We start from the raw sequence: 23,251 nt of genomic DNA, 5'->3' as shown, positions 1-23,251 counted from the left end.
GCATGGCACCTCTCCCTCCCCCGATCGGCGTGCTCATCGCCGAGGACATGCACCTCATCCGGGGCGCGCTCAAGGCGCTGCTCACCGCCGAGGCGGACATGCGCGTGGTCGACGAGGTCGACAACGGTGACGAGCTGGTCAAGGCGGCCTTACGGCACCGGCCGGACGTGGCGCTGGTCGACATCGGGCTGCCGGGCACCGACGGGCTGACCGCCGCCGCGGCGCTCCGGCGCGAGCTGCCCTCCTGCCGGACGGTCATCCTCACCGGGCTGGCCACCCCCACCGCCCTGCGCCGGGCGATGGCGGCCGACGCCCAGGGGTTCATCGTCAAGGACGCCAGACCCGGTGACCTGGCCTCCAGCATCCGCAAGGTGGTGCGGGGGGAGCGGGTGATCGATCCTGAGCTGGCGGTGTCGGCGTTGAAGGCGCCGGAGAACCCGCTGACCGCGCGGGAGCTCGACGTCCTCGGGGTGGTGGCCGAGGGCGCGACCGTGGACGACGTCGCCGACCGGTTGTGCCTGTCGGGCGGGACGGTGCGGAACTACATCTCGCGGATCCTGATGAAGGTCGGCGCCCGGACCCGGGTGGAGGCGGTGGAGATCGCCCGCGAGGCGGGGTGGCTCTGGCCGTCGACGGTCAGCCGCTTCGGCCTGCTCCGCTGGCGAGCCCGCCGCTGACCACCAGCGGGCTGGTCAGGTCGAGGCCGGTGTGGGTGGCGAGGAAGGCGAGCAGGTCGGCGGCCAGGCCGGCCCCCCTGCTCGCCGCCCCGCCGGCGTGGCCGGTTTCCCACTCGCGGCGCAGCAGCACCGGCCCCGGCCCCGCCGAGGCGTGCTGCAGGGCGGCGCACATCTTCCGCCCGTGCAGCGGGTCCACCCGCGTGTCCCCCTCGGCGACGGTGAGCAGCGTGGCCGGGTACGCCACCCCTTGCCGCACCCGGTGGTACGGCGAGAGCCCCAGCAGCCACCCGAGCTCGACCGGATCGTCGGCCGTGCCGTACTCCTCCCGCCACGCCGCCCCCATCCCGAACCGCTCGTACCGCACCAGGTCGAGCACGGCCGACGAGCACACCGCGGCCGCGAACAGCTCGGGCCGCCGGGTGATCGCCGCCCCGACCAGCAGCCCGCCGTTGGACTCCCCGCACGCCCCGAGCCGGTCCGGCGTGGTCCAGCCCCCCGCGACCAGGGCCTCGGCGGCGGCCACGAAGTCGGCGACCGAGTTGTGCTTGAGCTCGCGCCGCCCCGCCTGATGCCAGGCCGAGCCGCGCTCGCCGCCACCCCTGACCCCGGCCAGCGCGAAGACCCCGCCCGCCGCCACCCAGGCCAGGATGTAGCTGGAGTAGGCAGGCGTGAGCGGCACCCCGAACCCGCCGTAGCCGTACAGGATCGCCGGCCGCGGCCCCGAGTCCCCGCGCCGGGACAGCACCAGCAGCGGCACCCGGGTGCCGTCGGCCGACGGGTACTCCAGCCGCTCGGTCACCACCTCCCGCGCCGCGGCGCCCTGCGGCCCGGCCAGGCTGCCCTCCTCGTAGTGCAGCAGCGTGACCGGCGTGACGTGGTCGGTGTAGGTGAACCACGCCTCCCGCCCCCGCGTGCTGACCGCCCCGATCGACCCCGCGCCCGGCAGCGGCAGATGCCGCACCAGCTCGCCGGTGCCGAGGTCGTGCACGCTCAGCTCGGCGATGCCGTCCCGCAGCCGGGTGACCAGCAGTTCCCGCTCCAGCAGCGCGAACCCGGCCAGCACCGCGCCCTCCTGCTCGCCGACCAGCTCGCTCCACTGATCGGGCCGAGCCGGGTCGGCCACGCACAACCGCCCGAACGGCGCGTCCCGCTCGGTCAGCACGTACAACCGCCCGTCACGCCCCACCGCCGCCGCGGTCCGCTCCGTTCCCCCTTCCTGTACGGCAAGCGTTCGCGACCCCCACAGGTCCACCACCCGGACGTCCTGCCGCCCCTCGGACGAGGCCGAGACGACCAGCCAGCGCCCGTCCTCTCCCAGGGAGAGCCCGTAACCGGCCTCCTCGTCGGTGATGCGGATCTCGGTGCCGCCCAGCCGGCGCAACCACACCTGCCGCCCGCGCACGTAGTAGAAGGCCCGCCCGCCCGGCAGCCACGCGACAGGGGAGTAGCGGCACCCCTGCACCGGCCCGTCCACGACCTGCCCCGACTCGGTGTCGGCGACGTACAGCACCGAACGCTCGTCACCGCCGCGCGAGAGCTGGAAGGCGACCTGGCGGCCCTCCAGATCGGGCTGCCAGGCGTCCAGCACGGTCGCCCCGGTCGGGTCGAGCACGTTGGGGTCGATCAGCGCCACGCCGTCCCGGTACAGGACGGCATGCTCCTGGCCGGCGGCGCGGCGGAGCTCGAACCGGTGCTCCCCCCGCCACATCGGCGCGCTCACCTCGTCGGCCGCCAGCTCGTGCAGCAGGGCAAGGGCGGCGTCCCGGCCGGGCATCGCGGCGGCGCGGGCCTGCCAGAGCTCGTCCTGGGCGGCCAGCCAGGCGGCCGTGGCGGGGTCGGCGGGGTCCTCCAGCCAGCGGTAGGGGTCGGCCACCTCGTGACCGTGCAGCGATTCCACCAGCGGGAGCCGGTGGGCGGGCGGGTAGGTCATGAGATCTCCGCGGGTGTCCAGCGGCCGACGAGGTCCGCGTAGAGCGGCGAGCCGGCCAGCAACTCGGCATGGGTGCCCAGCGCCACGCCCGTGCCGTCCATGACCAGCACGCGCTGGGCGCGCAGCGCCGAGCTGAGCCGGTGGGCGATCACGATCAGCGTGCCGCCGCGGGCGGCGAAGGCCTCCTCGGCGCGGGCCTCGGCGGCGGGGTCGAGGTGGCAGGTCGCCTCGTCCAGGACGACGATCCGGGCGGGGGACAGGTAGGTGCGCACGAGCACCAGGAGCTGGCGTTCGGCGGGGGAGAGCCGGGCCGGGTCCACCTCGTCGCCCAGCCGGTCGAGCAGCTCCTCCGCGCCCAGCGCCCGTGCCGCCTCGCGCACCGGCCCGGTGCCGAAGTAGGCGAGGTTCTCGCGTAGCGACCCCTTGAAGACGTAGGCGTCCTGCGGGGCGAGCGTGCGCCAGGCCGGGTCGAGCAGGTCGGCCCGGGCGCCGCCGACGCGCACGTGCCCGGCGTCCGGCTTGAGCAGGCCGGTGACCAGGGAGGCCAGGGTGGACTTGCCGATGCCGCTGGGTCCCACCACCGCCAGGTGCTCGCCCTCGCGCAGGTCGAGGTCGAAGCCGTCGAGCACCGGCGCGGCGTGCGGCCCGTAGGCGAACCGCACGCCGCGCAGCCGTACGCTGCCGTCGCGGCCGGGTTCGGGCAGCACCGGCGGGGGCTCGGGCGGTGCGGCCTCCAGCACCCGGCTCAGGGCCACGCTCAGCCGGACCGCGCTCGCGCCCAGGTTCTCGACCAGGCTGCCGAGCGCGGGCACCAGCGACTGCGTGACGTAGGCCAGCGCGCCCAGCACCACGCCGGGCTCCAGCCGGGGCGCGGCCAGGAGCACCAGCACGACCGGGGCCCAGCCGCCGAGCGCCAGGGCGATCGTGCGAGCTCCGGTGGTGCGGGCCAGCCGGAAGCCCGCGCGGGCCTGGGCCCCGATGTGGGCGTCCAGGTCGGCCTCCACCCGGGACTCGGCTCCGGCGGCGGTGATGTCGCGCAGGCCCCCGACGACCGTGGTGACCGCCTCGGTGGTGCGCTCGTCGGCCAGCAGGTAGGCGCGGTGCCGCCTGGCCAGGGCGGGCAGCGAGGCGGCGAACAGGCCGAGGCCCAGCAGGAGCGGCGGCACGATCAGCACGAGCAGGCCGGGCGCCAGGGCGGCCAGACCGGCCAGTACGGCCAGCACGCCGAAGACGAAGGCGCGGATCACCGAGATCACCGCGGCCAGGGCGTCGCGGGCCAGCTCCACCTGGAGGTTCACCCGGGCTACCGCCGCCGTGCCGCCCGTGCGGAGTGCGCCTCGGACCAGCCTGTCCAACAGCCGTTCACGGAAGGGCTCGACGATGCCGGCGACGACGAGGACGACCTGGCGGGCGCCGAACGCGCCCACCACCCAGGCCAGCCCCAGCACCCCGAGCCAGGCCAGCCCGGTCCCCGGCCGTCCGGCCGCGAAGCCGTCGTCCACCGCCCGGGCCAGCGCCAGGCCCAGCCACAGACCGGGCAGCGCCTCCACCAGCGACCACCCGGCCAGCGCCCCCAACCGCCCTCGCACCGCCCCCCACACCAGCCCCCACCGCCCGGCGGGCGCACCCTCTGGAGGACAGGAGAGGATGGGCCGGCGGGGGGTCGGGGGTTCCTCCGGCGGCCGGCCGGGGATCGGGGGCTCGTCCTCCCGATGGCCGGGGGCGGTGGGGCGGCTCATCCGAAGACCGCCCGGTAGGCCGGGTCGTACCAGAGCGCCTCATGCCGGTCGTACCCCCGCACCCGGCCCCCCTCCAGCCACACCACCCAGTCCGCCGAAGCCGCCGTCGCCACCCGGTGGGTGACGACGACGCGAGTCCGCCGCTCGGAGGCCAGCGTCTCCGCCACCCGCCGCTCGGTGAGCAGGTCAAGACTGGAGGTGGCGTCATCGAGCACAAGCACCCGCCGAGCCTGCGCAAAGGCCCGAGCCAGCCCGAGCCGCTGCCGCTCACCCCCCGACAGGGGCACCTGAGCCAGAGGCGTCCGATACCCCTCGGGCAACCGCTCGACGAACCCGTCCGCACAGGCCTTGCGCGCCGCGGTGAAGGGCTCCCCACCCCCGAGCGCCACCGTGTCCAGCACCGTAGACCCGACCAGCGCAGGCCGCTCCCACGCGACCCCGATCCCCCGCCGCAACGCCTCCCGGCTCAGCCGCGGCAACGGCACCCCGTCGAGCCGTACCTCCCCGTGCTCCGGGTCGGCCAGCCGCCCCGCCAGCGCCGCCAGATGCGACTTGCCCGCCCCGGACCGCCCCACCACCGCGACCAGCTCACCGCCCGGAATGACCAGGTCAAGCCCGTCGGCCTCCCGGAACTCCAGGGTGCCGGGCCCGGTGGGCAGGGGACGCGTGCCGTACCGCAGGCTGGGCTCGGTGGACAGCGCCGCGACCCGCACCGCGGCGGCGCGCGCCCGCGCGAGCCCGGCCACCTGCCCGAGCCCCGACCCGAGCGCACTGCCCAGCACGACGTAACGGGCCGCGGCGTACAGCTCGCCGACGGACAGGTCGCCAGAGGCCAGCCGCAGCCCGCCCACGCAGAGCACGGCGATCTCCAGGAGCGGCACGACCAGCCCGGCCCGCATGCCCGCGTCGGCGTTGGCCCGCCAGAGGGCGAGGGCGTGCTCGCGCAACGCGGGCAGGACCCCCAGGACACGCTCGGTCTCCCGGTCGGCGGTCCGCGCGGCGGCGATGGTGCGCGCCCCGGCCAGCGCGTCGAGCAACCGTCCGGCCAGCTCGGCCTGCGCCTCCTGGTAGTCGCCGGAGACGCGGGCGGTCACGCGCAGCAGGGCGCGGAGCACCAGGGCGATCACGGCCAGCCCCGCCAGCAGGGCGAGGGCCAGCCAGAAGTCGATGAGGACGAGCATCACCAGCGCGCCCGCGGAGGGCACCAGCAGGCTCAGCCCGGTGATCACGGAGTCGGGGACCCGGCCGACCTCCTCGGCGTTCACGCCGATCCGGGTGACCAGGTCGCCTTCGGTGTGCCGCCGCGTCATGGCCGGCCCCACTTCGAGCACGTGCCGTACGGCTCGCCGCCGCACCCAGGCGGTGGCACGGGCGGCTCCGGCGCCGGAGGACCAGGCGGCCAGCGCGTCGCAGGAGACCAGGACGGCGGCAGTGGCGGCGGTGAGCGCGAGCCAGGAGGTGTCGCCGTCGACCGCCTCGCCGATCAGCGCGGGCAGGGCGAGCACCGCGGCGGCCGACAGCAGCGAGCTGAGGGCCAGGACGACCGTCCACGGTTGGCGGAGGGTCTGCCGCACCAGGGCGTCGGCCGCGCGCACGGGGGACCTCCTTCAGAACAAGACCGCTGCCCGGCGTGCCGGGCAGCGGTCTTCCAGCTCAGTGGCAGAGGGTCAGGCTCAGGTTGCTGGGCCGGTAGGAGTGGCAGAACAGCACGGTCAGCGTGCTGCCGCCACCGCCGCCGTGACCGCCGCCGGGAGCCTCCAGGGTCTGCAGGTCGAGAAGCACCATGACTTACTCCTTCTGTGTGTTCGGTGTACCGGTGGGTTCGAGGAAGGGCAGGTCGGCCCCGCTGAGTGCGAGCAACACTCCGGCGGTCCCCGTGGCCAGGTCCATGGAGAGCCGCATCAGTTGCGTGCCGGGGAAGGCCGTGCCCCCGGCGTACGGCAGTGCGTGCCAGTCGAGGCCACGCACCAGGTCTCCAGTGGGTCCGCCCAGCGTGTGCTGGGCGGCGAGCAACCCAGCGCGGCCGGTGAACAGGCCGGGCTGGACGAAGTAGCCGCCTCGGGTGACCAGGCGGGCGTCGGCGAGGGCGAGCTCGAACTCCTCGTCCGCGCGGTGGCGGAGGTAGCGCGCCAGGACGAGCGCGATGCCGATGGAGCCCTCGTCGAGGTAGGGCAGGGTGCGCCAGCCCTGGTTGACCTGGAGCGAGCCGTCCGGCCCGCGCACGCAGCGGCGCAGGTCCTGGCGCAGCGCGGTGGCGGCCAGGTCGAGCAGGCCGGCGTCGCCGCCGCGCTCGTAGGCGTGCAGGAAGAGCAGGGCCACGCCCGAGGAGCCGTAGAAGAGGCCCGCCCGGGGGTTCTCACCGCCGCTGATCTCGGGCACGTCGGCCGGGCCGCCCAGCCGCTCGGCGCAGAGCGCGACCACCGGGCCGGCGTCCAGGCCGAGGCGCAGCCGGGTCAGGCCGATGCCGGCCAGGCCGGAGAACAGGTCGAGGCTCTCCTCGCCGGTGACCGGCGGCAGCAGGTCGAGCGCCTCCTGCCGGTGGCCGAGCAGGTCGAGCACGTAGGCCACGCCGTGCGCGCCGTCGTAGAAGCCGGGCGGGAGGTCGTCCTCCCGTGCCCGCCTTCGCAGCCAGGTCACGTGCTCCTCGGAGCAGGTCAGCTTCGCGGCGTGCTGGGCGTAGAGCACGCCCGCCGCGCCGTACGCCAGGCCGATGCCCCCGCCCGGCTGGAACTGGGCGATGTCGCCGGGGAAGAGCCGGTCGCGGCGTTCGGGGGTGGCGCTGGCGCGCAGGGCCCGGTCGAGGTCGAGCGGGCGCGGGCCGGGCGCCAGGACGGCGACCGCCTCGGCGAGGAAGGCGGGCGGCACCGGGAAGGCGCCGGCGATCAGGTCGGCGAGGTGGTGGGCCTTGGCCCGGTCGAGCCCGAGCATGATCGTGGTCTGCGGGGCGAAGAGGTTGAACCGCAGGCAGGCCAGCGCGTAGCGGTCGATGTCGAGGCCGAGGGTGCCGCGCGGCGGGCAGTAGGCCGGGTTGGCCAGCGCCGGCGGCGCGTTCTCCGCGGCCAGGGAGGAGACCTCGTAGTCGATGAAGACCACGCGGCCCTCGGGGGTGATCAGGATGTTGTTGGGGTGCAGGTCGCCGAAGACGACGCCGCGCTCGTGCAGGGTGGACAGGGCCGCTTCGACGCGGGCCGCGAGGTCCAGCGCCCACCCGGTATAAGCCGAAATATCGTCCGAAGTGGTGTTGGTGCGGGCCAGCGGGAACCGCTGCACGATCTGCCGCTGCAGCGGGTTGCCGTCCACGAACTCCAGCACGATGAAGTCGTGCTCGCCGAGCGTGAAGTGCTCGATCAGCCGCGGCGCGGCGTCCAGGCCGGCCAGCCGCTCCAGGATCGCCCGCTCGTGCGCCAGCCTGGTCACCGCGTCGCGCTCGGCGGCGTCCAGCCCGGCGTGCGGGCGCGCCTCCTTGAGCACCACGCGCTCCCCGCTCCGCCGGTCGGTGGCCAGGTAGACCCCGCCGCCGTTGGAGAAGGCCAGCACGCTCTCGATCTCGTACGGCAGGGCCTCCGTGGTCACGGTGTTGCGCGCGGCCAGGTGCGGCTCCAGGAAGCCCGGCAGCTCGACCCACGGCGGTAAGGCGAACCCCGGCCCCCGGTCGTCGGGCACCAGCCGCCCCTGCGGGTCCTCGATCGCCATCACCTTGCGCCCGTTGGCGCCGGTCATCTCCCGCGGCAGGAAACCGCCGTAGCGCACGTAGAGCGGGCCGTCGCCGTAGCGCAGGTCGCTCAGCACGTATGGCCCCTCGACCCCGGCCAGCAGCGGCGACAGCTCGTCGAGCACCGCCTTGAGCTGGACGTCGTCCTTGGGGTAGACGGTGGCCAGCTTGCCGCTGGCGCCGCGGTCGGCCGCCTTGGAGTTGAGCATCGTCATGACCGGCCGGCTGCGCAGGAACTTGAACGGCACGCCCTGGCGCACGCAGTAGTCCCAGAGGATGCCCAGCGCGTGCTCGGCCTGGTCGGGACGGGCCGACAGGTGGATCTTCCAGCCCTGGCCCGGGGTCCGGTGGTCCTCGGGGGCGTAGTGCATCCAGGTGTCGGTCGGGTGATGCCGCCAGCCCGGAGGTGTCTCCCGGGAGCAAACCGGAAAATCCTCTTTTATCCCAGAAAACGTGTCATAAAAGATGGGATCGGCAAGGCAGTGAAGTTCGTATGGTTCAGACACCTTGCCTCCTCAATTAGTGCTTGCACGGGGAATACTTACGGATAACCCGAGCTGTTCCTAGTGACAAATTCCATCGGTCACTGGTGAGCAATGCACTACCGAACGTGACGGAACGCGTGCTCTGCGGGTACCTCGGCGGTGAGCCGGAAGGTCCCGCTGCCGGTCGTGGTGGCCATGACCCGGCCGCCGAGCTCCGCCGCCCGCAGGTGGAGGTTGTGCAGGCCGTGCCCGCCCCGGACGGCCGGCGAGGTGTCGGGGGCGCCGTCGTTGTCGACGGTCAGCCGGATCCACTCGTCGTCGGCGGTGACCTCGATCGAGCAGGCGGTGGCCTTGCTGTGCCGCAGCAGGTTGGTCACGCCCTCGCGCAAGATGGTGCCGAGCAGCGCGTTGACCTCGGGGGACAGGGCTTCCTGCGGCAGCCGTACGGTGCAGGCGGCACCCATGGCGCCGAGCACGAGGCCGGCACGGGAGGCCTCCCCGGCCAGCGAGACGCGGTGGTAGGCCGCGGTCAGGTCGCGCAGTTCCGCCGCGGCGGCCTGGACCGCCTCGACCAGCGCGGTGAGCTCGCGGTGCAGGTCGGCGTCGCCCTTGGCGCGCCGGCAGGCCAGCTCGCCGCGCAGGGCGGCGAGCAGGAGCCAGTGACCGACCAGGTCGTGGGCGTCGCGGGCGAAACCCTCGCGCGCCCGAGCGACGATCTTCGCGTTCTCGCGGGCATACCGGCCGCGAAGGAAGGGGATATGGCGGAGCATTGTCCTACCATCGCGGGAACAAAGCCGCTCCGCCGGTAATTCCGGCGAATATCGCTAAGTGCGGGCCGCCATCTCGTGGTGCCGGATCACTTCCTGAATGATGAAGTTGAGAAACTTCTTCGCGAACTCCGGGTCGAGCTTGGCCTCCTTGGCCAGGCCCTGCAGCCGCTCGATCTGGTCGGCCTCGCGGGCCGGGTCGGCGGCGGGCAGGCCGTACTCGGCCTTGAGATGGCCGACCTTGCGCGTGCACTTGAACCGCTCGGCCAGCAGGTGGACCAGCGCCGCGTCGATGTTGTCGATGCTCTCTCTGAGTTCTTGCAGGTCCGCCAGGTAGTCGTGGTCCAAGGCCGCTCCTTTTGTCCGTGAGCCCCCTCAAGGATAGGGATCACGGACGCCTGAGGTAACGGCCGGTCAGGCTCTCGGCCGAGGCCGCGATCTGCGCCGGAGTGCCGGTGGCCACGATCCGGCCGCCCGCCGGGCCGCCGCCCGGGCCCATGTCGATCACATGGTCGGCGTTGGCGATCAGGTCGAGGTCGTGGTCGATGGCCACGATCGTGGCGCCCGCGGCCAGCAGCCGGTCGAGCACGCCGAGCAGCGTGGCCACGTCCCGCGGGTGCAGGCCGATGGTCGGCTCGTCGAAGACGTACAGGGTGTGCGCCTGGCGCGAGTTCAGGCCGCCGGCCAGCCGCATGCGCTGCGCCTCGCCGCCGGACAGGGTCGGCGTCGGCTCGCCCAGCCGCAGGTAGCCCAGGCCCACCTCGGCCAGCGACTGCAGGCTGGGGGAGGGGAAGCGCTCGACGGCCTCGGCGACGGTCAGGCACAGCACCTCGGCGATGGTGAGCCCGTCGACGGTGATCTCCAGGGTCTCCGGGTTGTAGCGCGCCCCGTCGCAGGCCGGGCACCTGAGCGTCATGTCCGGAAGGTACTGCACGTCCAGCGCGATCTCCCCGAGCCCCTCGCAGGTGGGGCACTGGCCCGGCCGCAGGTTGTAGGAGAAGCGCCCGGCGTCCCAGCCGCGCTCCCGCGCCTGCGGCGTGGCGGCGAAGCGGTCGCGGATGCCGTCGAAGGCGCCGGAGTAGGTGGCCGGGGTGGAGCGCGAGTTGCGGCCGATCGGGGTGGCGTCGACCTCGACGACCCGGCGGATGCCGGCCCGTTTGAGCCGCGTCACCTGGGGTGGGTGCTTGCCGGTCAGGGCGGGCACCAGGCTGTCGAGGATCAGCGTCGTCTTGCCCGAGCCGGAGACGCCGGTGACGAGCGTGAGGCGGCCCACCGGGATGCGGGCGCTCACCTGGCGCAGGGTGTAGAGCTCGCCGACGCTCACCTCGACGTGCGGGGCGTCCGGGTCGACGGGGAGCGCCTGCCGTACCAGCACGGGGGCCTGGCCGGACAGGTACGGGCCGGTCACCGAGGCCGGGTCGGCCTCCAGGTCGGCGGCGGTGCCCTGGACCACCACCGTGCCGCCCGCGCGGCCCGCGCCCGGGCCCATCTCGATGAGCTGGTCGGCGTCGCGCAGCAGGGCCACGTCGTGGTCCACCATGACCACCGAGTTGCCGTTGTCCACCAGCGCGCGGACCACCTCGCGCAGGCCGTCCACGTTGGCCGGGTGCAGCCCGACCGAGGGCTCGTCGAGCACGTAGAGCATGCCGGTGGAGCGGCTCTGCAGGGTCGAGGTGAGCTGGATGCGCTGGCGCTCGCCGGTGGACAGCGTGCCGCCCGCGCGGTCCAGGGTCAGGTAGTCGAGGCCGAGCCGGACCAGCGGCTCGACCGCCTGGTCCAGCTCGGCGGTGAGCCGCGCGGCGAGGGGCGCCAGCTCCGCCGGCAGCGGTCCGGGCAGCGCGGCACGGAGCTCGCCGAGGGTCAGCTCGCTGGTCTCGGCGATGGTCCGGCCGTCGACCAGGCTGGTCAGCGCCTCCGGACGCAGCCGGGTGCCGTGGCAGGCCGGGCAGGTGCGCACGGTCAGGAACTTGCGCAGCCGCTCCCGCCCGGTCTCCCCGGCCGTCTCCAGCGAGTTGGTGATCGCCAGCCGGGCGTTCTCGTAGAGGGCGTTCAGCTCGGCCGACCGCCCGGTCTTGGTGACCGGCACGATCCGCCGGCGGACGGCGGGGCCGTTCATCACGATCTCCCGCTCGTGCTCCGACAACCGCTCGAACGGCACGTCGGTGCGCACCCCGAGCGCGGCCACCACCTGCGGCATCAGCCCGCGCATGCCCACCCGCCACGACCGCACCGCGCCCTCGTCGATGCTCAGGGACGGATCGGGCACCAGCGCCTCGTCGTCGACCTCCTCGATCTCCCCGAGCCCGCCGCAGACCGGGCAGGCGCCGAGGCTGTTGAAGGCGAACGACTCGGCGCTGGGCACCTTGAAGTGCACCCCGCACACCGGGCAGTCGGTCTCCTCCGCGCGGCTCCAGGCCAGTGAGGGCGGCAGCCGGTGGCCGTTGGGGCAGACGTGCGAGCCCAGCCGCGAGTAGATCAGCCGGACCACGTTCAGCACCTCGGTCATCGTGCCGACCGTGCTGCGCCGCCCCGGCGCCGGCGGCCGCTGCTTGAGGGCCAGCGCGGCCGGCAGGAAGTCGATCCGGTCCACGTCCGGGCGGGCCGCCTGGCTGATCCGCCGCCGGGTGTAGGTCGCCAGGCCGTCGAGGAAGCGGTGGTAGCCCTCGGCGTAGAGCACGTTCATGGCCAGCGAGGACTTCCCCGAGCCGGACAGCCCGGTCAGCGCCACCCACGACCACAGCGGGACGTCCACGTCGAGGTCCCGGAGATTGTTCGCGCGGGCGCCGATCACTTTGATCGCGTGCGGGAGCGGATTCACCTGGCGAACCATGCCCGCCGGCCGCCGGATCGCATCCTCAGGGCGGTCAAAGATCGGCGGATGCTTCCGTCATCTCCCGAAGGCGTGCTTTCTGCCGGGACGCTCGGCCGCCGGCGAAAGGATTGAGCAGGTTTTTGTGCCGGACATACAACAGGCCGGTCTTGAGTATGCACGCCACTCGGCAGGATTCATCGGGCGGGCGTGGCGATCAACGTATTGCACCCCGCCGGCCACCTCTTATGCCCCTCAGGGGCCGCCGGCTCATCGAGCAGCGACTTTATCCGCTGATTGGCGGCGGCTCCTTGGACGGAAGGGTATCGACAGTGTCTTCACTACTGCATTCATTGCGTCGTGTCTTCTTGGTCAATATGGCCGCGGCGACGCTGGTCGCCGCGGTAGGCGTACCCGGAGCCCTCGCGGGCGGTCCCGCCGCGAAGGCCGGGAAAGGCCCCACCTGGACCATGGTCAATTCGGCTGAGCGCGCCACCGGCACCACTCCCTCGGGAATCACGGTGACCGTCGGCAAGAAGCTCGCCCCGGGCACCCGCGTGGCCAAGGCCGAAGTGTTGCGCGCCGATCACAACGCCCCGGCCGACGAATATCTGGTCCCGGTCAACGCCAAAGCGGTCGCCGGATTCAGCGACCTTTACGAAGGTTTCAAGGTACGGCCGAACGGCTGGAGCGACGTCGCCACGCTGACCTTCACCTTCTCCCGCCCGGTGCGCAACCCCCGCCTGCACGTGGCGGGCACGGGCGGCGCCGTCGGCGACCGCGCGGGCAACCGCGAGGAGTACTGGAGCGGCCTCCGGCTGACCGCGGCCAGCCCGGCCCGTCCCGCCTTCACCAAGGTGGCGGGCTTCCCCGGCTTCACGGTCGGCGAGAAGGACATCGTCCCGACGTCCGTCGCGGGCACGCGGGAGACCACCTGCGGCGTGGTGTACATGTGCGGCACCGCGCAGATCGGCGGCCTGGTCAGCAGCTTCACGGTGGACCTGCGCGCGCGCAACGTGCGGCGCGGCCAGCCGGCCGGTGACCCGCTCATGTGGGGCGTCTTCCGCGTCACCTTCGACGAGGACGTCTCCGACGCCCCCGCCGGGTACGGCGCGGCCACCCACGTCATCTCCGACCAGGCCATCGGCGGCGACGTCAGCGCGGACCTCGGCAGCCGGGTCAGCCCCGCGCCGCGCAGCCTCAACGGCACCGACGCCGACGACGCCGCCCTCGTGCTGCCCGCCGGTGGCTTCGAGGCCCGGCCCGGCCGGCCGATCCAGCTCGCCGTGCCGGTGCGGGCCGCCTCGTCGGCCACCCTGGCCGGCTGGCTCGACCTGGACGGCGACGGCCGCTTCCAGCCCTCCGAGCGGGCCGCAGCCACCGTGGCTCCCGGCGCCACCCGGGCGCTGCTGAGCTGGACGCCGCCCCGCACCGTCCGGTCCGGCGCCACCTGGCTGCGGCTGCGGCTGGCCGGTGACGCCGCCGACGTGGTCAACCCGACCGGCTGGGCCGACTCGGGCGAGGTCGAGGACCACCGCGTCGCGCTGCAGGTGCCCGGTGTGCGGCTGGCGCACTCCGCGACGCCGCGCAAGGCGCGCAAGGGCGAGGCCGTCACGCTGGTCACCACCGTCACCAACACCGGTCGTACGGCGATGCCGTACCGGCTGACCATGGACGCGGCCGGCCTGGTCGACGACGCGCGCTACCGGGCCTTCAGCCCGCTGCCCACCAGCCGCGCCGGCTCGAAGCTGACCTGGTCCGGCACCCTGGCGCCCGGCCAGACGCAGCAGATCCGGGTGCGCGCCATGGTCAAGCGCGGCGAGGCCGGTGACGGCAGGCTGCGCACGTCCTGGACCGGCGACAACGTCGTCGCCTGCGTCGCTTCCGGTCCCGGTTGCGGTCTCGCCGTCCCGGTGCGCTCGCGCCGCTCGGCCTGACCTGACCCAGCCCGGCACGGCCCCCTTCCGGGGCTGTGCCGGGCCTTCGCATGTGAGCCGGTTCGGAAAGAGCCTTCGCTTTGCGAGCCGGTTCGAGAAGAAACGAGGTTCTTCATGACCTGGATGGCACTCGCCCTCCTGCTCGGGCTGGTCACCGTACCGGCCGACGGCCCGGGGGACGGGCCGGGAGCCGGTTCGCGCGACCGGGCCCGGACGACCTACGTGGTCGCCCTGCGCCGCGCGCCGGACGGCGACGCCGGCCGCGTCGGTGATCAGGCCGCACGGCTGGCCAGAAAGTACGGCGGGCGCATCCACCACGTCTACGCCGCCGCCCTGCGGGGCTTCTCGGCCACGATGACCCCGGCCCAGGCCCGGCGGCTGGCGGCCGACCGGAGGGTGGCGAGGGTCGAGCCCAACCGGGTCTTCACCGCCCGGACCGCGGTGAGCCGGGCGGGCTCGGTGGCCCCGGTCACCTCCTGGGGCCTCGACCGGGTCAACCAGCGCGGGTTGCCGCTCGACGGGCTCGCGCTGCGCGGCGGCAGCGCCGCCGGGGTGACCGCCTACGTCATCGACAGCGGCCTGCGCACGACGCACACCGAGTTCGGCGGCCGGGCCAAGCACGGCTTCGACGCCATCGAGTCCGACTCCGTCGCCCAGGACTGCTTCGGCCACGGCACCCACGTGGCCGCCACCCTGGGCGGCGCCACGTACGGGGTGGCCAAGGACGTGGGGCTGGTGGCCGTCCGGGTGCTCGACTGCGACGGCACCGGCACCACCGCCGACATGGTGGCCGGGATCGACTGGGTGACCAGGAACGCCACCCGGCCGGCCGTGGTCAACATGAGCCTGCAGAGCGGCCGCAGCCGGGTGATCGACCGGGCCGTGCGCAGCTCGATCGCGTCGGGCTTGCCGTACGTGGTGGCCGCGGGGAACGGCGGTCAGGACGCCTGCCGGGTCTCCCCGGCCTGGGTGCGTGAGGCGATCACCGTCGGGGCGAGCACCAGGACCGACACCAGGGGCGCGTTCTCCAACCGGGGCCGCTGCCTGGACCTGTTCGCGCCGGGCGCGGAGATCCCGTCGGCCTGGAACAACGACGACAACGGGATCCGCACGGCCAGCGGCACGTCCATGGCGAGCCCGCACGTGGCCGGCGCGGTGGCGCTTCTGCTGGGCGCCCAGCCGCAGGCGACGCCGGCCCAGCTCCACCGGAGCCTGCTGAGCGCCGCCACGATTTCGGACTTTGATGGCGGTTCGCCGGGTCGGCTGCTCTATATCGCAGATTCTGATGACAGGCGATAAATGCCCGATATGCCCAGAGAATGTGACGGCATTTCTTTGGGCAACCACAGAAAGTCCGATGGGCGAATAAATGCCGCTCGCGCATCGTCAGGGAATCCAGAACGGTCTTTGACTTTAGCCAGGGTTAATCCGGTGGAATTAGTCGCGGCGGCACGGCAGAGTAGTAGCAGGTGGTGCAGCGGCCGAATTCCCGGGGGCCCTCGCCGCCAACCCAATCGTTCACTGGAGGAAGTTAAAATGCTTCGTCGCATTGTCATCGGTGCGCTCGCCGCTGGGGCCTTCCTGGCCGTCTCGTCCACCGCTGCGTCCGCGGCCACCTGGAGTGGCGGCGACAACGAGGACAACGTCGGTAACTACAAGAGCCCGGCGTCGATCGTGGTTCCGATCGCCAACCACGCCGTGAACGGCAACGAGGTCGACGTGCTGACCCTCGCCCACCTCGAGCGGATCAACGCGAACGTGCTCACCAACGACACCGCCATCGTCGACGCCGAGAACGTGGACGGCTGAGGCTCTCAGATCCACCGGCCTCGTACGAGGTGACCGGCTCCGGGACGGCGTGCGTCGTGCCGCCGGCCCGGAGCCGAGAACAGCGGCCGGATTCGCTCCGGCCCGCCCGCCCGAATACGCCATGACGGGCGAACGAGTAAGCAGCACTTTTCTTCGGTAAACCGAAGAAGGATCATGGCTAATAGCGCCTGCGGCACTGTGCCAAGGAAACCAGAACGGACCTTGACGCTAGTGTGGCCGATTTCGATGGAATTGGCCCGCGTGGCGCGGCAGAGTAGTCCTGCGTGGCGTGGCAGCCGAATACACGGCGCTGCGCCCCAATCCAATCGTTCACTGGAGGAAGTTAAAAATGCTTCGTCGCATTGTCATCGGTGCGCTCGCCGCTGGGGCCTTCCTGGCCGCCTCGTCCACCGCTGCGTCCGCGGCCACCTGGGGTGGCAGCGACCACGAGGACAACGTGGGCAACGCGCACAGCCCGGCGTCGATCGTGGTTCCGGTTCTGAACCACGCGCTCAACGGCAACGAGATCGACGTTCTGACGATCGCCCACCTCGAGCGCATCAACCTGAACCTGCTGACCAACAACACCGCCATCACCGACGTCGAGAACGTGGACGGCTGAGACCAGTCCAGCGCTTCTCACGTCTGTGCTCCGCCGGTCGGCTGACCGGCGGAAGAAGACGATCTGACAGGTGAGTGGCAGACGGGCACTCTCCCTCACCTTCGTCAGACTTTGCCCCTGAATCGGGTCTCAACTACCGAGACTCCGAATCAGGGGCAGTTTCATGTCCCCACCCGGTTCGCGGCGCACCCCGGTCCCGGTCAGCCGCTTTCCGCGCCACAGCGGGGCCTTTCTGGGCCGCCACTCGGTGGCCGCCGGGCGCACGATCCCGGCCAGGTCCTTGCGGTCGATGCGCTCGACCCGCACGACGGTGCCGGTGAACGGCGCCACCACCATCCGGTCGGCGTCCACGGCCACGCCGACGTGATCAGGACCCTCCCGCCTGGCGTTGGTCTCGAAGAAGACCAGGTCGCCCGGCTGCAGGCGGCTCCGCGCCACCCTGGCGCCCGCCCGCCACTGCTGATAGGTGGTCGAGCCGATCCGCACGCCGGCCTGGGCCCACGCGTACTCGGTCAGCCCGGCGCAGTCGAACCCCTTGGTACGAGCCCCGCGCCCCATGCCGAACGACGGCCCGGTGGCTCCGCCGCCGCCCCACGAATACGGCGTGCCGATCATCCTGACCGCGGCCTGGGCCGCGATCTCCCCGCGGGCGAGCGCCGCCGCCTGTGACCGGGCCGCGGCCTGGGACTGGGCGGGAAACGAAAGCGGGGCCGTGCAGACAAGCAGCAGGGCCCCGCTGGTGATGAACATTCGTTTCATGGCACGCAAAGTGCCCGCTACCGTCTTCTGACAGCCCCAACGGGGATCTATGTCTCACCCGGGGCCGGGCCAAGCCCCGCCGGGGCTCAGGGCCGGGGGACGGTCGCGTCCAGGTCGCTCAGCGAGGCCAGCGCGACCCCGTGCGCCGTGGGGCTCTTGGGCCGCATCACCACCGAGCCGTCGGTCACCGGCGGGAAGACGCTCAGCGTGGGCAGCCGGCCCTCGACCGGGGAGGTCGCGACCACGTCCGGGCCGTGCACCTCGGTCCCGGCGTTCCCGATGGTGTCGGCCGCGCACGGCAGGGCGGGGAAGAGCAACCCGGCGCCCAGCACGAGCGCCACCAGGCGGACGGCCCTGGCGGCGCGGAAGGGGGAGCGGTTCCGGTTCAGCGGCATGACGGTTCTCCTGTTCTTGGACGAGGCGCGGTGGCGAGAGGACGGACGTGGTCACCCCGCAACCCCGTGACCCGCTCGACCAGCGCGGGCGCGAGGGTGGCGGCGGCGAACCTGGTCCCGTGGACGAACCGCATCAGCGGCCCGAAGGTGGGTGCGGCGGCCAGGCCGACGAAGAACAGCCCGGTCGCGGACGACTCGAAGCGGCGGCTCAGCAGCGGCGCGAACCGCTCCTGCAGGATCGAGGCGCGCAGCGCGGGCGCGAACAGGTCGAGCCGGCGCAGGTCGACCGCGTAACCGGTGGCCGCGATGACCCGGTCGGCGTGCACGCGGACCTGGCCGCCGCCCGAGCGTTCCTGCAGCGTCAGCTCGACGCCGTCGCCGGCCCGCCGGGCCTCACGCAGCCGCGCGCCGAGCGTCGTGGTGATCCCGGTGAAGCGCTCCTTGAGCCACCACGACCCGGCCGGCCCGAGCGTGGTCCGCACGATGCGCCGCCGCATCGCGGCGGGCAGGAACGGCACCACCGAGGGCCGCTCCGACCACACCCAGGACCGCAGGCCGGAGCCGAGGCCCGACTGGGGAGCCAGCACGCGGGACACCAGCGAGCGCTTGCCCACCGGGTCGGCGTTCCAGATCAGCTCGGGGCCGCGGGCGATCAGGTGCGGCTCGGCGCCGGCCTCGCGCAGCAGGCAGGCGGTCTCGATCGCCGACTGCCCGGCGCCGACGACCGCCACCCGCTGCCCGGCGTACTCGCTCAGGTCGTGCACCTGGCTGCTGTGCGTCAGCAGCGGCTCGGGCAGCGGCGCCAGCGCCTTCGGTGTGCGCGCGAAGGGCAGGAAGCCGACGGCCATGACGACCGTGCGGGCCCTGACCTGCTCGCCCGAGGTCAGCGTCAGCAGGAACTCACCGTCCTGCCGGTCGACCAGGCTCACGTCCACCGGCGTGATCCGGTCGCCCACGGCCTTCTCACCGAACCAGCGGCCGTAGTCGACGAACCGTTCGACCGGAGTTGGCTGGTAGGTGGCGTACGGGAAGTCATGGGCCTCGCAGTACGTCCCCAGGGTGTACTCCCCGGCCGGGTCGGCGAGGTGGGAGGCGAACGGCTCGGACTTCAGCAACATGCCCACCGGCATGTGCCGGGCCCAGGCGTACATCGGCCTGCCGAAGACCTGGGTGTCGAGCCCGGCCTCGATCGAGTAGGCCGCCGCGGACAGCCCGTACGGGCCCGCTCCGACGACGGCTACGTCGACTGTTGTCATTGCCATGGCATCCTCTCAATCGTGCGGCCGGCGGGGCGGCTGCTTTCTGCGGCCCTTGAGCGCGCGGAGAAAGGTGTGCTTCACCATTCCGACGAAGGGCTCGAAATCATCGCTCGCGTACCAGGCGAGTTCGTCGGCCTGGCGGAGCGAGGCGAGCCAGCCGCGGCCCTTTCCGGAATTCGTGCCGCGCGCGCGCATCAATTTCCGCAGCAGGTCGTAGTTCTCGACCAGATAGGTGCGGTCGTAGTGCGGTGCACCCACGTCGAGCGGCTCGCCGGCCAGGTCGAGGTAGGCGGCGCGGATCACGTCCATCCCGCCGGTGTCGCCGAACAGCCGGAACTGCGCGCCCACCCGCGGATTGAAGTCCAGCAGGTAGTGCCGCCCGTCCCGGGGGTCGTAGCGGAAGTCCAGGTCGAGCACGCCCGAGTAGCCCAGCGCCTTGGCCAGCGTCCGGGCGGTCTCGTCGATCTCGGGGTTGGGCAGCCAGCGGCCCAGCGTGGTGATCCCCGCGGTGGGCGGGTAGGCGCGTTCCTTGCGGCCGGTCCCGGAGAAGACGCAGGAGCCGTCGCGGAAGTAGCCGTGGAAGAACCAGTCCGCGTCCGGCCGCGGCGCGAGATGGCGCTGCAGCAGCAGCTCGCCCGGCTCCAGCGCGGCGAGGTCGGCGACGGCGGCCAGGTCGGCGGGGGTGCGGACGACCATCGTGCTGCGGAAGCCGTGCTCGCCGGTGGACAGCCAGGGCCGCGCCCACTTGGCCATCAGCGGGTAGCCGAACGGCGCGGCCGACACGTCCGCCGCGTTCTCGATGACCCGGATCTCCGGATGGGGGATGCCGTGCTCCGCGCAGGTGGCGGCCAGGGTGTGCTTGTCGGCCACCCGGGCGGGCACGTCGGCCGCCGGGGCCGACACCAGGAAATTCGGCGCGAGAATGGCGGAATGGCGGGCGATATAAATGGCGGTGATATCGTCCATCGGCAGCAGTACGGCGGGCCTGCCCATTCTTTTCGCCGTGCTGCGCAGCGTCGCGAGAAAGCTCTCCTCGGGGGTGGGCGCGCTCGCCCACAGCGTACGGCTGGCCAGGTAGCGCGACTGTGCCACGGGTCCGTGCGGCGCGGCCAGCACGGCGTGCACCGCGACGTCCATCCGGCCCAGCGTGCGAATGGCCGCGAGCGTTCCGTGGTGAAATGGATTGCTGTCCATGCGGACCAGCAATGCAGGTGCCCGGGGGTCGCTATTGCGGGGCGCGTGATTCACCGGTCATTCATATCATGTCATCAATGAAATTCTTTCCATGGCTTCGCTATTTCTCTTCCCTGTTTCCCCAACACTCCGCGCGGGTATGGGTTCAACTAGTTGGCAATGCTATCAAGTCGGGCATCCTGCGCATTATTCAGAAAAGCCGCTGGGCAGATTTTTATGTTGTTCTGAAGCCGAAAGCGGGAAGGGGAGTCCACAGTGATGCACTGTCACGCAGGAATGTGAGTCAGCTGGATGAGTAGGCAAAAGTTCTCCGGACTTCGAGTCCGGGGCGCGCTGGGGGCAGCCTTTCTCCTGGTCGCCGTCGTGGCCGTTCGGCCCTATGCGGAGGCCGAGCCTGCGCTGCGCAACAACGTCCAACCGAAGGCGGCGCTCGGCGTCTTCACCGGATCCGATGCCCGGGGGACCTCGCGTCTGCCGGAGTTCGAGCGCTGGCTCGGGCGGGAGGTCACCGTCGGCCGCACCTACATCCCGGGCGAGAACTGGGCGGCCTTCCTCGGCCCCGACTTCATCCTCAAGCCGTGGACGAAGTGGCGGGCCGAGAAACCCGGCCGCATCCTGGCCATCAACGTGCCCATGGTCGCGCCCAACGAGGGCGCCCTCGACGACACCACCGTCTCGGTCCTGCTCAGCGCGGGCGCCAACGGCGCCTTCGACCTCACCTACCGCCAGCTCGCCGCCCGCCTGGTCGCCCAGGACGCGGAAGACTCGATCATCGTCCTCGGCTGGGAGATGAACGGCACCACCTACTCCAGCCGCTGCGGGCCCAACCCGACCGCCTGGAAGCAGTACTGGCGGCGCATCGTGGCCGCGATGAAGTCGGTGCCGGGACAGAACTTCCGCTTCGACTTCACCGCCAACCGCGGGCGCGACGCCATCCCATGGACCGAGTGCTACCCGGGTGACGACGTCGTCGACATCATCGGACTCGACAGCTACGACCAGCCGCCCTCGCAGAGCTTCCAGGAGTACATCGACCAGCCGTACGGCCTGCGCCATCACGCCCAGTTCGCGGCGGCGCACGGCAAGCCGATGTCCTTCCCGGAGTGGGGGCTGTTCCGCTACGGCGACCGGCCCACGTACGTGAAGCAGATGCTGGAGTGGATCGAGAAGAACAACGTCGTCTACCACTCGCTGTCGGACTACTGCCCGCACGGCGTCTGGCTCTGCTCGGACAACCCGCGCTCCTCGGACGGCTACCGCAAGGTGCTGCGGCAGATGTTGCCGCCCATCCCGACGCCCAGCCCGTCGCTGACCGGCAAGCCCGGCCCGACCTCGACGCCCAGCCCGTCACTGACCGGCAAGCCCGGCCCGACCTCGACGCCGGCCGGCCCGAGCGTCCCGTTGCCCACCGGCGTCCTGCCGACGGACCTGCCGACCCATCTGCCGACCGATCTGCCCACCGGCCTGCCGACGGACCTGCCGACCAAGCTGCCCACCGATCTGCCGACGGGGCTGCCCACCGGCGTGCCCACCGCGCTGCCGGTCACCCTGCCGCCGACGAGGCAGGCGGCCGCGGCCTCGCCCGAGCCGACGACCACCCCGGCCAAGTCCGGGGCGCCGCGCGCCACTCCGACCGCGTCACCGACCGCCACCCCGACCGCGTCACCGACCGGCACGTCGAGCGCGTCGCCGCGGCCCGCGACGCCGTCACCGACCGCCACACCCACCTCGACGGCGACACCGACGTCAACGGCGACGCCGACGTCGTCACCGTCAGCGTCTCCGTCGCCGTCCGGCACGCCGGCCACCGCCGCCGCGGCGCTCCCGCTGCGGGATGGACAGTCACCCACCCCGAGCCCGGTCGCGGTCGAGGTTCAGGTGAGCAGCGGCCTGGTCACCTGGGTGATCACCCTGTGCCAGAGCCTGCTGAGCCTCGTCGCCGGCCCGCCGGTCCCGGCCGACCCGGCCGCCGACCTGCCGATCGGTGACGAGCTGCCGAGCCCGGCGATCAACAACCCGCCGCTCCCGTAGCGGCGACGTCGAGGGTGAGACGCGCGAGGCGATCCATGGTCGCCCGCGCGTCGAACTCCTTGCTACGCGCCGCGGCCACCTGACCCTCCTCCCACGCCAGGGCCGGTACGGCCAGCCGTACGGCGAGCTCGCGGCCCAGCGCCACGTGATCGCCGGGGGCGACCAGGGTGCCGGCGGTCGCGGGCACGACCTCGTCGAGGCCGGGGATGGCGAAGCCGACCACCGGCCGGCCGCTGGCCATGGCTTCGAGCGCGGTCAGCGGCAGCCCCTCCCAGCGTGACGGCATGACCGCCACGTCACAGGCGGCGTACCACGGCCGCACGTCGGCCGAGGCCCCGGCGAACAGCACGCGGGGCGGCGCGACCGCCTCCAGCGCGGCCCGCAGCTCGCCCTCGCCGACCAGCACCAGCAACGCGTCCGGGCAGGCGTCCAGCACCTGGGGCCAGGCGCGCAGCAGCAGGTCCTGCCCCTTCTGCTCGGTGATCCGGCCCACGCACAACGCGACGCGCGCCCCTTCGGGCAGGCCGAGCTCGCTCCTGGCCCGCAGCCGCGGCTCCTCCCCGGCGGGGGTGAAGCGGTCGAGGTCGACGCCGTTGCGCACCACGACGAGGCCGGTGTCCAGGCCCTGCTCGGCGCCCGCGACCGCTTCGCCGTCCCCCACGCACAGCGTCGCGGCGGCCCAGCGGGCGGCGGCGCGTTCCCAGGCGACGGCGGCGCGCGTCATCGCGCCCCGGCAGGCCAGCCACGACCAGCCGTGCGGCTGGAAGAGGGTGGGCCGGCGGCCCCTGAGGACGAGCCGGCCGACCAGCCCGGCCTTGGCGGAGTGCAGGTGCACCACGTCGGGGTCCACCTCGGCGACGATGCGGCGCAGGGCCAGCGCCTCGGGCAGGCAGCTCGGCCCGGGGGAGCGGGCGGCCTCCCAGGCGACGTGGGCGACGCCGTGCTCCCGCAGGCCGGCGGCCAGCGGGCCGTGCGCGGGGGCGGCCACGGTCACCCGCCAGCCGCGCCGCGACTGGTCGGCCGCGGCGGCGCCCACGTAGACCGCGACACCCGCCTCGACGGGCTGGCTGACGTGCAGGACGGACAACGGAGGGTGGGTCATGGCACGGCTTTCACTGGTCCGAGG

19 protein-coding genes are annotated in these 23,251 nt (G+C 72.9%); 6 read left to right on the top strand and 13 right to left on the bottom strand.

Annotation, left to right across the window (positions count from 1 at the left end):
- Positions 1-2: 2 nt before the first annotated feature.
- Positions 3-677, top strand: coding sequence for a response regulator transcription factor (locus AB0I67_RS28185; RefSeq protein ID WP_357929124.1), 675 nt, complete (start codon positions 3-5; stop codon positions 675-677).
- On the opposite strand, the gene AB0I67_RS28180 is transcribed toward AB0I67_RS28185, so the two are convergent.
- The 8 genes from AB0I67_RS28180 to AB0I67_RS28145 all read right to left on the bottom strand — a co-directional run bounded on the left by AB0I67_RS28180 (position 637) and on the right by AB0I67_RS28145 (position 12,128).
- On the bottom strand, positions 637-2,607 hold the full coding sequence (locus tag AB0I67_RS28180; RefSeq protein ID WP_357929122.1) for a prolyl oligopeptidase family serine peptidase: 1,971 nt from the start codon (positions 2,605-2,607) through the stop codon (positions 637-639). The genes AB0I67_RS28185 and AB0I67_RS28180 overlap by 41 nt on opposite strands.
- Positions 2,604-4,196, bottom strand: a complete 1,593-nt coding sequence (locus AB0I67_RS28175; RefSeq protein ID WP_357929119.1) for an ABC transporter ATP-binding protein — start codon at positions 4,194-4,196, stop codon at positions 2,604-2,606. The genes AB0I67_RS28180 and AB0I67_RS28175 overlap by 4 nt, the downstream gene beginning before the upstream one ends.
- A 146-nt stretch (positions 4,197-4,342) precedes the next feature.
- On the bottom strand, positions 4,343-5,941 hold the full coding sequence (locus tag AB0I67_RS28170) for an ABC transporter ATP-binding protein (RefSeq protein WP_357929116.1): 1,599 nt from the start codon (positions 5,939-5,941) through the stop codon (positions 4,343-4,345).
- A gap of 58 nt (positions 5,942-5,999) precedes the next feature.
- Entirely contained in the window at positions 6,000-6,131 is a 132-nt protein-coding gene (locus tag AB0I67_RS28165) for a SapB/AmfS family lanthipeptide (protein ID WP_357929113.1), read from the bottom strand.
- A 3-nt stretch (positions 6,132-6,134) separates the two neighbouring features.
- Complete coding sequence (gene lanKC / locus AB0I67_RS28160; protein ID WP_357929111.1) at positions 6,135-8,564, bottom strand: class III lanthionine synthetase LanKC; 2,430 nt, start codon at positions 8,562-8,564, stop codon at positions 6,135-6,137.
- 95 nt (positions 8,565-8,659) lie between these two features.
- Positions 8,660-9,313 (bottom strand): histidine kinase, encoded by a 654-nt coding sequence (locus AB0I67_RS28155; protein ID WP_357929108.1) that lies wholly within the window; start codon positions 9,311-9,313, stop codon positions 8,660-8,662.
- Positions 9,314-9,367: 54 nt separating this feature from the next.
- A complete protein-coding gene (locus AB0I67_RS28150; RefSeq protein WP_357929106.1) occupies positions 9,368-9,658 on the bottom strand; it encodes a chorismate mutase in 291 nt (96 codons plus the stop codon).
- A gap of 40 nt (positions 9,659-9,698) precedes the next feature.
- Complete coding sequence (locus AB0I67_RS28145; protein WP_357929104.1) at positions 9,699-12,128, bottom strand: excinuclease ABC subunit UvrA; 2,430 nt, start codon at positions 12,126-12,128, stop codon at positions 9,699-9,701.
- Between the two features lie 368 nt (positions 12,129-12,496).
- On the opposite strand from AB0I67_RS28145, the gene AB0I67_RS28140 reads away from it, so the two are divergent.
- The 4 genes from AB0I67_RS28140 (at position 12,497) to AB0I67_RS28125 (ending at position 16,487) form a co-directional block, all read left to right on the top strand.
- On the top strand, positions 12,497-14,056 hold the full coding sequence (locus tag AB0I67_RS28140; RefSeq protein WP_357929102.1) for a GEVED domain-containing protein: 1,560 nt from the start codon (positions 12,497-12,499) through the stop codon (positions 14,054-14,056).
- Positions 14,057-14,170: 114 nt separating this feature from the next.
- Positions 14,171-15,355: a S8 family serine peptidase gene (locus AB0I67_RS28135; RefSeq protein WP_357929100.1), complete on the top strand. Its 1,185-nt coding sequence runs from the start codon at positions 14,171-14,173 to the stop codon at positions 15,353-15,355.
- A gap of 237 nt (positions 15,356-15,592) precedes the next feature.
- Positions 15,593-15,865 carry a hypothetical protein gene (locus tag AB0I67_RS28130; protein WP_357929097.1) on the top strand — a complete coding sequence of 91 codons (273 nt, stop codon included), beginning with the start codon at positions 15,593-15,595 and terminating at the stop codon, positions 15,863-15,865.
- Between the two features lie 289 nt (positions 15,866-16,154).
- Entirely contained in the window at positions 16,155-16,487 is a 333-nt protein-coding gene (locus tag AB0I67_RS28125; protein WP_357929094.1) for a hypothetical protein, read from the top strand.
- A gap of 129 nt (positions 16,488-16,616) precedes the next feature.
- On the opposite strand, the gene AB0I67_RS28120 is transcribed toward AB0I67_RS28125, so the two are convergent.
- The 4 genes from AB0I67_RS28120 to AB0I67_RS28105 form a co-directional block, all read right to left on the bottom strand.
- Entirely contained in the window at positions 16,617-17,246 is a 630-nt protein-coding gene (locus tag AB0I67_RS28120) for an NlpC/P60 family protein (RefSeq protein WP_357929091.1), read from the bottom strand.
- A gap of 86 nt (positions 17,247-17,332) precedes the next feature.
- A complete protein-coding gene (locus AB0I67_RS28115) occupies positions 17,333-17,641 on the bottom strand; it encodes a hypothetical protein (protein WP_357929088.1) in 309 nt (102 codons plus the stop codon).
- Positions 17,632-18,897 carry an NAD(P)-binding domain-containing protein gene (locus tag AB0I67_RS28110; RefSeq protein WP_357929086.1) on the bottom strand — a complete coding sequence of 422 codons (1,266 nt, stop codon included), beginning with the start codon at positions 18,895-18,897 and terminating at the stop codon, positions 17,632-17,634. The genes AB0I67_RS28115 and AB0I67_RS28110 overlap by 10 nt, the downstream gene beginning before the upstream one ends.
- Positions 18,898-18,912: 15 nt before the next feature.
- Entirely contained in the window at positions 18,913-20,037 is a 1,125-nt protein-coding gene (locus AB0I67_RS28105) for an ATP-grasp domain-containing protein (protein WP_357929083.1), read from the bottom strand.
- A 348-nt stretch (positions 20,038-20,385) separates the two neighbouring features.
- Between AB0I67_RS28105 and AB0I67_RS28100 the strand changes: the two genes are divergently transcribed.
- On the top strand, positions 20,386-22,125 hold the full coding sequence (locus AB0I67_RS28100) for a glycosyl hydrolase (protein WP_357929080.1): 1,740 nt from the start codon (positions 20,386-20,388) through the stop codon (positions 22,123-22,125).
- On the opposite strand, the gene AB0I67_RS28095 is transcribed toward AB0I67_RS28100, so the two are convergent.
- The gene (locus AB0I67_RS28095) at positions 22,103-23,227 is read right to left on the bottom strand and encodes a glycosyltransferase (protein WP_357929078.1); all 1,125 of its coding nucleotides are present in this window, start codon (positions 23,225-23,227) and stop codon (positions 22,103-22,105) included. The two genes, AB0I67_RS28100 and AB0I67_RS28095, sit on opposite strands and share 23 nt — an antisense overlap.
- Positions 23,228-23,251: the final 24 nt, after the last annotated feature.

The organism is Nonomuraea sp. NPDC050310 (assembly GCF_040655795.1).
Taxonomy (GTDB): Bacteria; Actinomycetota; Actinomycetes; order Streptosporangiales; family Streptosporangiaceae; genus Nonomuraea.
This window is presented reverse-complemented; position numbering and strand designations above follow the sequence as displayed.

Excerpts from the sequence above, each read along its gene's own strand:
- AB0I67_RS28185 (WP_357929124.1), top strand. The coding sequence starts at position 3 with ATGGCACCTCTCCCTCCCCCGATCGGCGTGCTCATCGCCGAGGACATG.
- AB0I67_RS28180 (WP_357929122.1), bottom strand. The coding sequence starts at position 2,607 with ATGACCTACCCGCCCGCCCACCGGCTCCCGCTGGTGGAATCGCTGCAC.
- AB0I67_RS28165 (WP_357929113.1), bottom strand. The coding sequence starts at position 6,131 with ATGGTGCTTCTCGACCTGCAGACCCTGGAGGCTCCCGGCGGCGGTCAC.
- AB0I67_RS28155 (WP_357929108.1), bottom strand. The coding sequence starts at position 9,313 with ATGCTCCGCCATATCCCCTTCCTTCGCGGCCGGTATGCCCGCGAGAAC.
- AB0I67_RS28140 (WP_357929102.1), top strand. The coding sequence starts at position 12,497 with ATGGCCGCGGCGACGCTGGTCGCCGCGGTAGGCGTACCCGGAGCCCTC.
- AB0I67_RS28135 (WP_357929100.1), top strand. The coding sequence starts at position 14,171 with ATGACCTGGATGGCACTCGCCCTCCTGCTCGGGCTGGTCACCGTACCG.
- AB0I67_RS28130 (WP_357929097.1), top strand. The coding sequence starts at position 15,593 with ATGCTTCGTCGCATTGTCATCGGTGCGCTCGCCGCTGGGGCCTTCCTG.
- AB0I67_RS28120 (WP_357929091.1), bottom strand. The coding sequence starts at position 17,246 with ATGAAACGAATGTTCATCACCAGCGGGGCCCTGCTGCTTGTCTGCACG.
- AB0I67_RS28115 (WP_357929088.1), bottom strand. The coding sequence starts at position 17,641 with ATGCCGCTGAACCGGAACCGCTCCCCCTTCCGCGCCGCCAGGGCCGTC.
- AB0I67_RS28110 (WP_357929086.1), bottom strand. The coding sequence starts at position 18,897 with ATGACAACAGTCGACGTAGCCGTCGTCGGAGCGGGCCCGTACGGGCTG.
- AB0I67_RS28105 (WP_357929083.1), bottom strand. The coding sequence starts at position 20,037 with ATGGACGTCGCGGTGCACGCCGTGCTGGCCGCGCCGCACGGACCCGTG.
- AB0I67_RS28100 (WP_357929080.1), top strand. The coding sequence starts at position 20,386 with ATGAGTAGGCAAAAGTTCTCCGGACTTCGAGTCCGGGGCGCGCTGGGG.
- AB0I67_RS28095 (WP_357929078.1), bottom strand. The coding sequence starts at position 23,227 with ATGACCCACCCTCCGTTGTCCGTCCTGCACGTCAGCCAGCCCGTCGAG.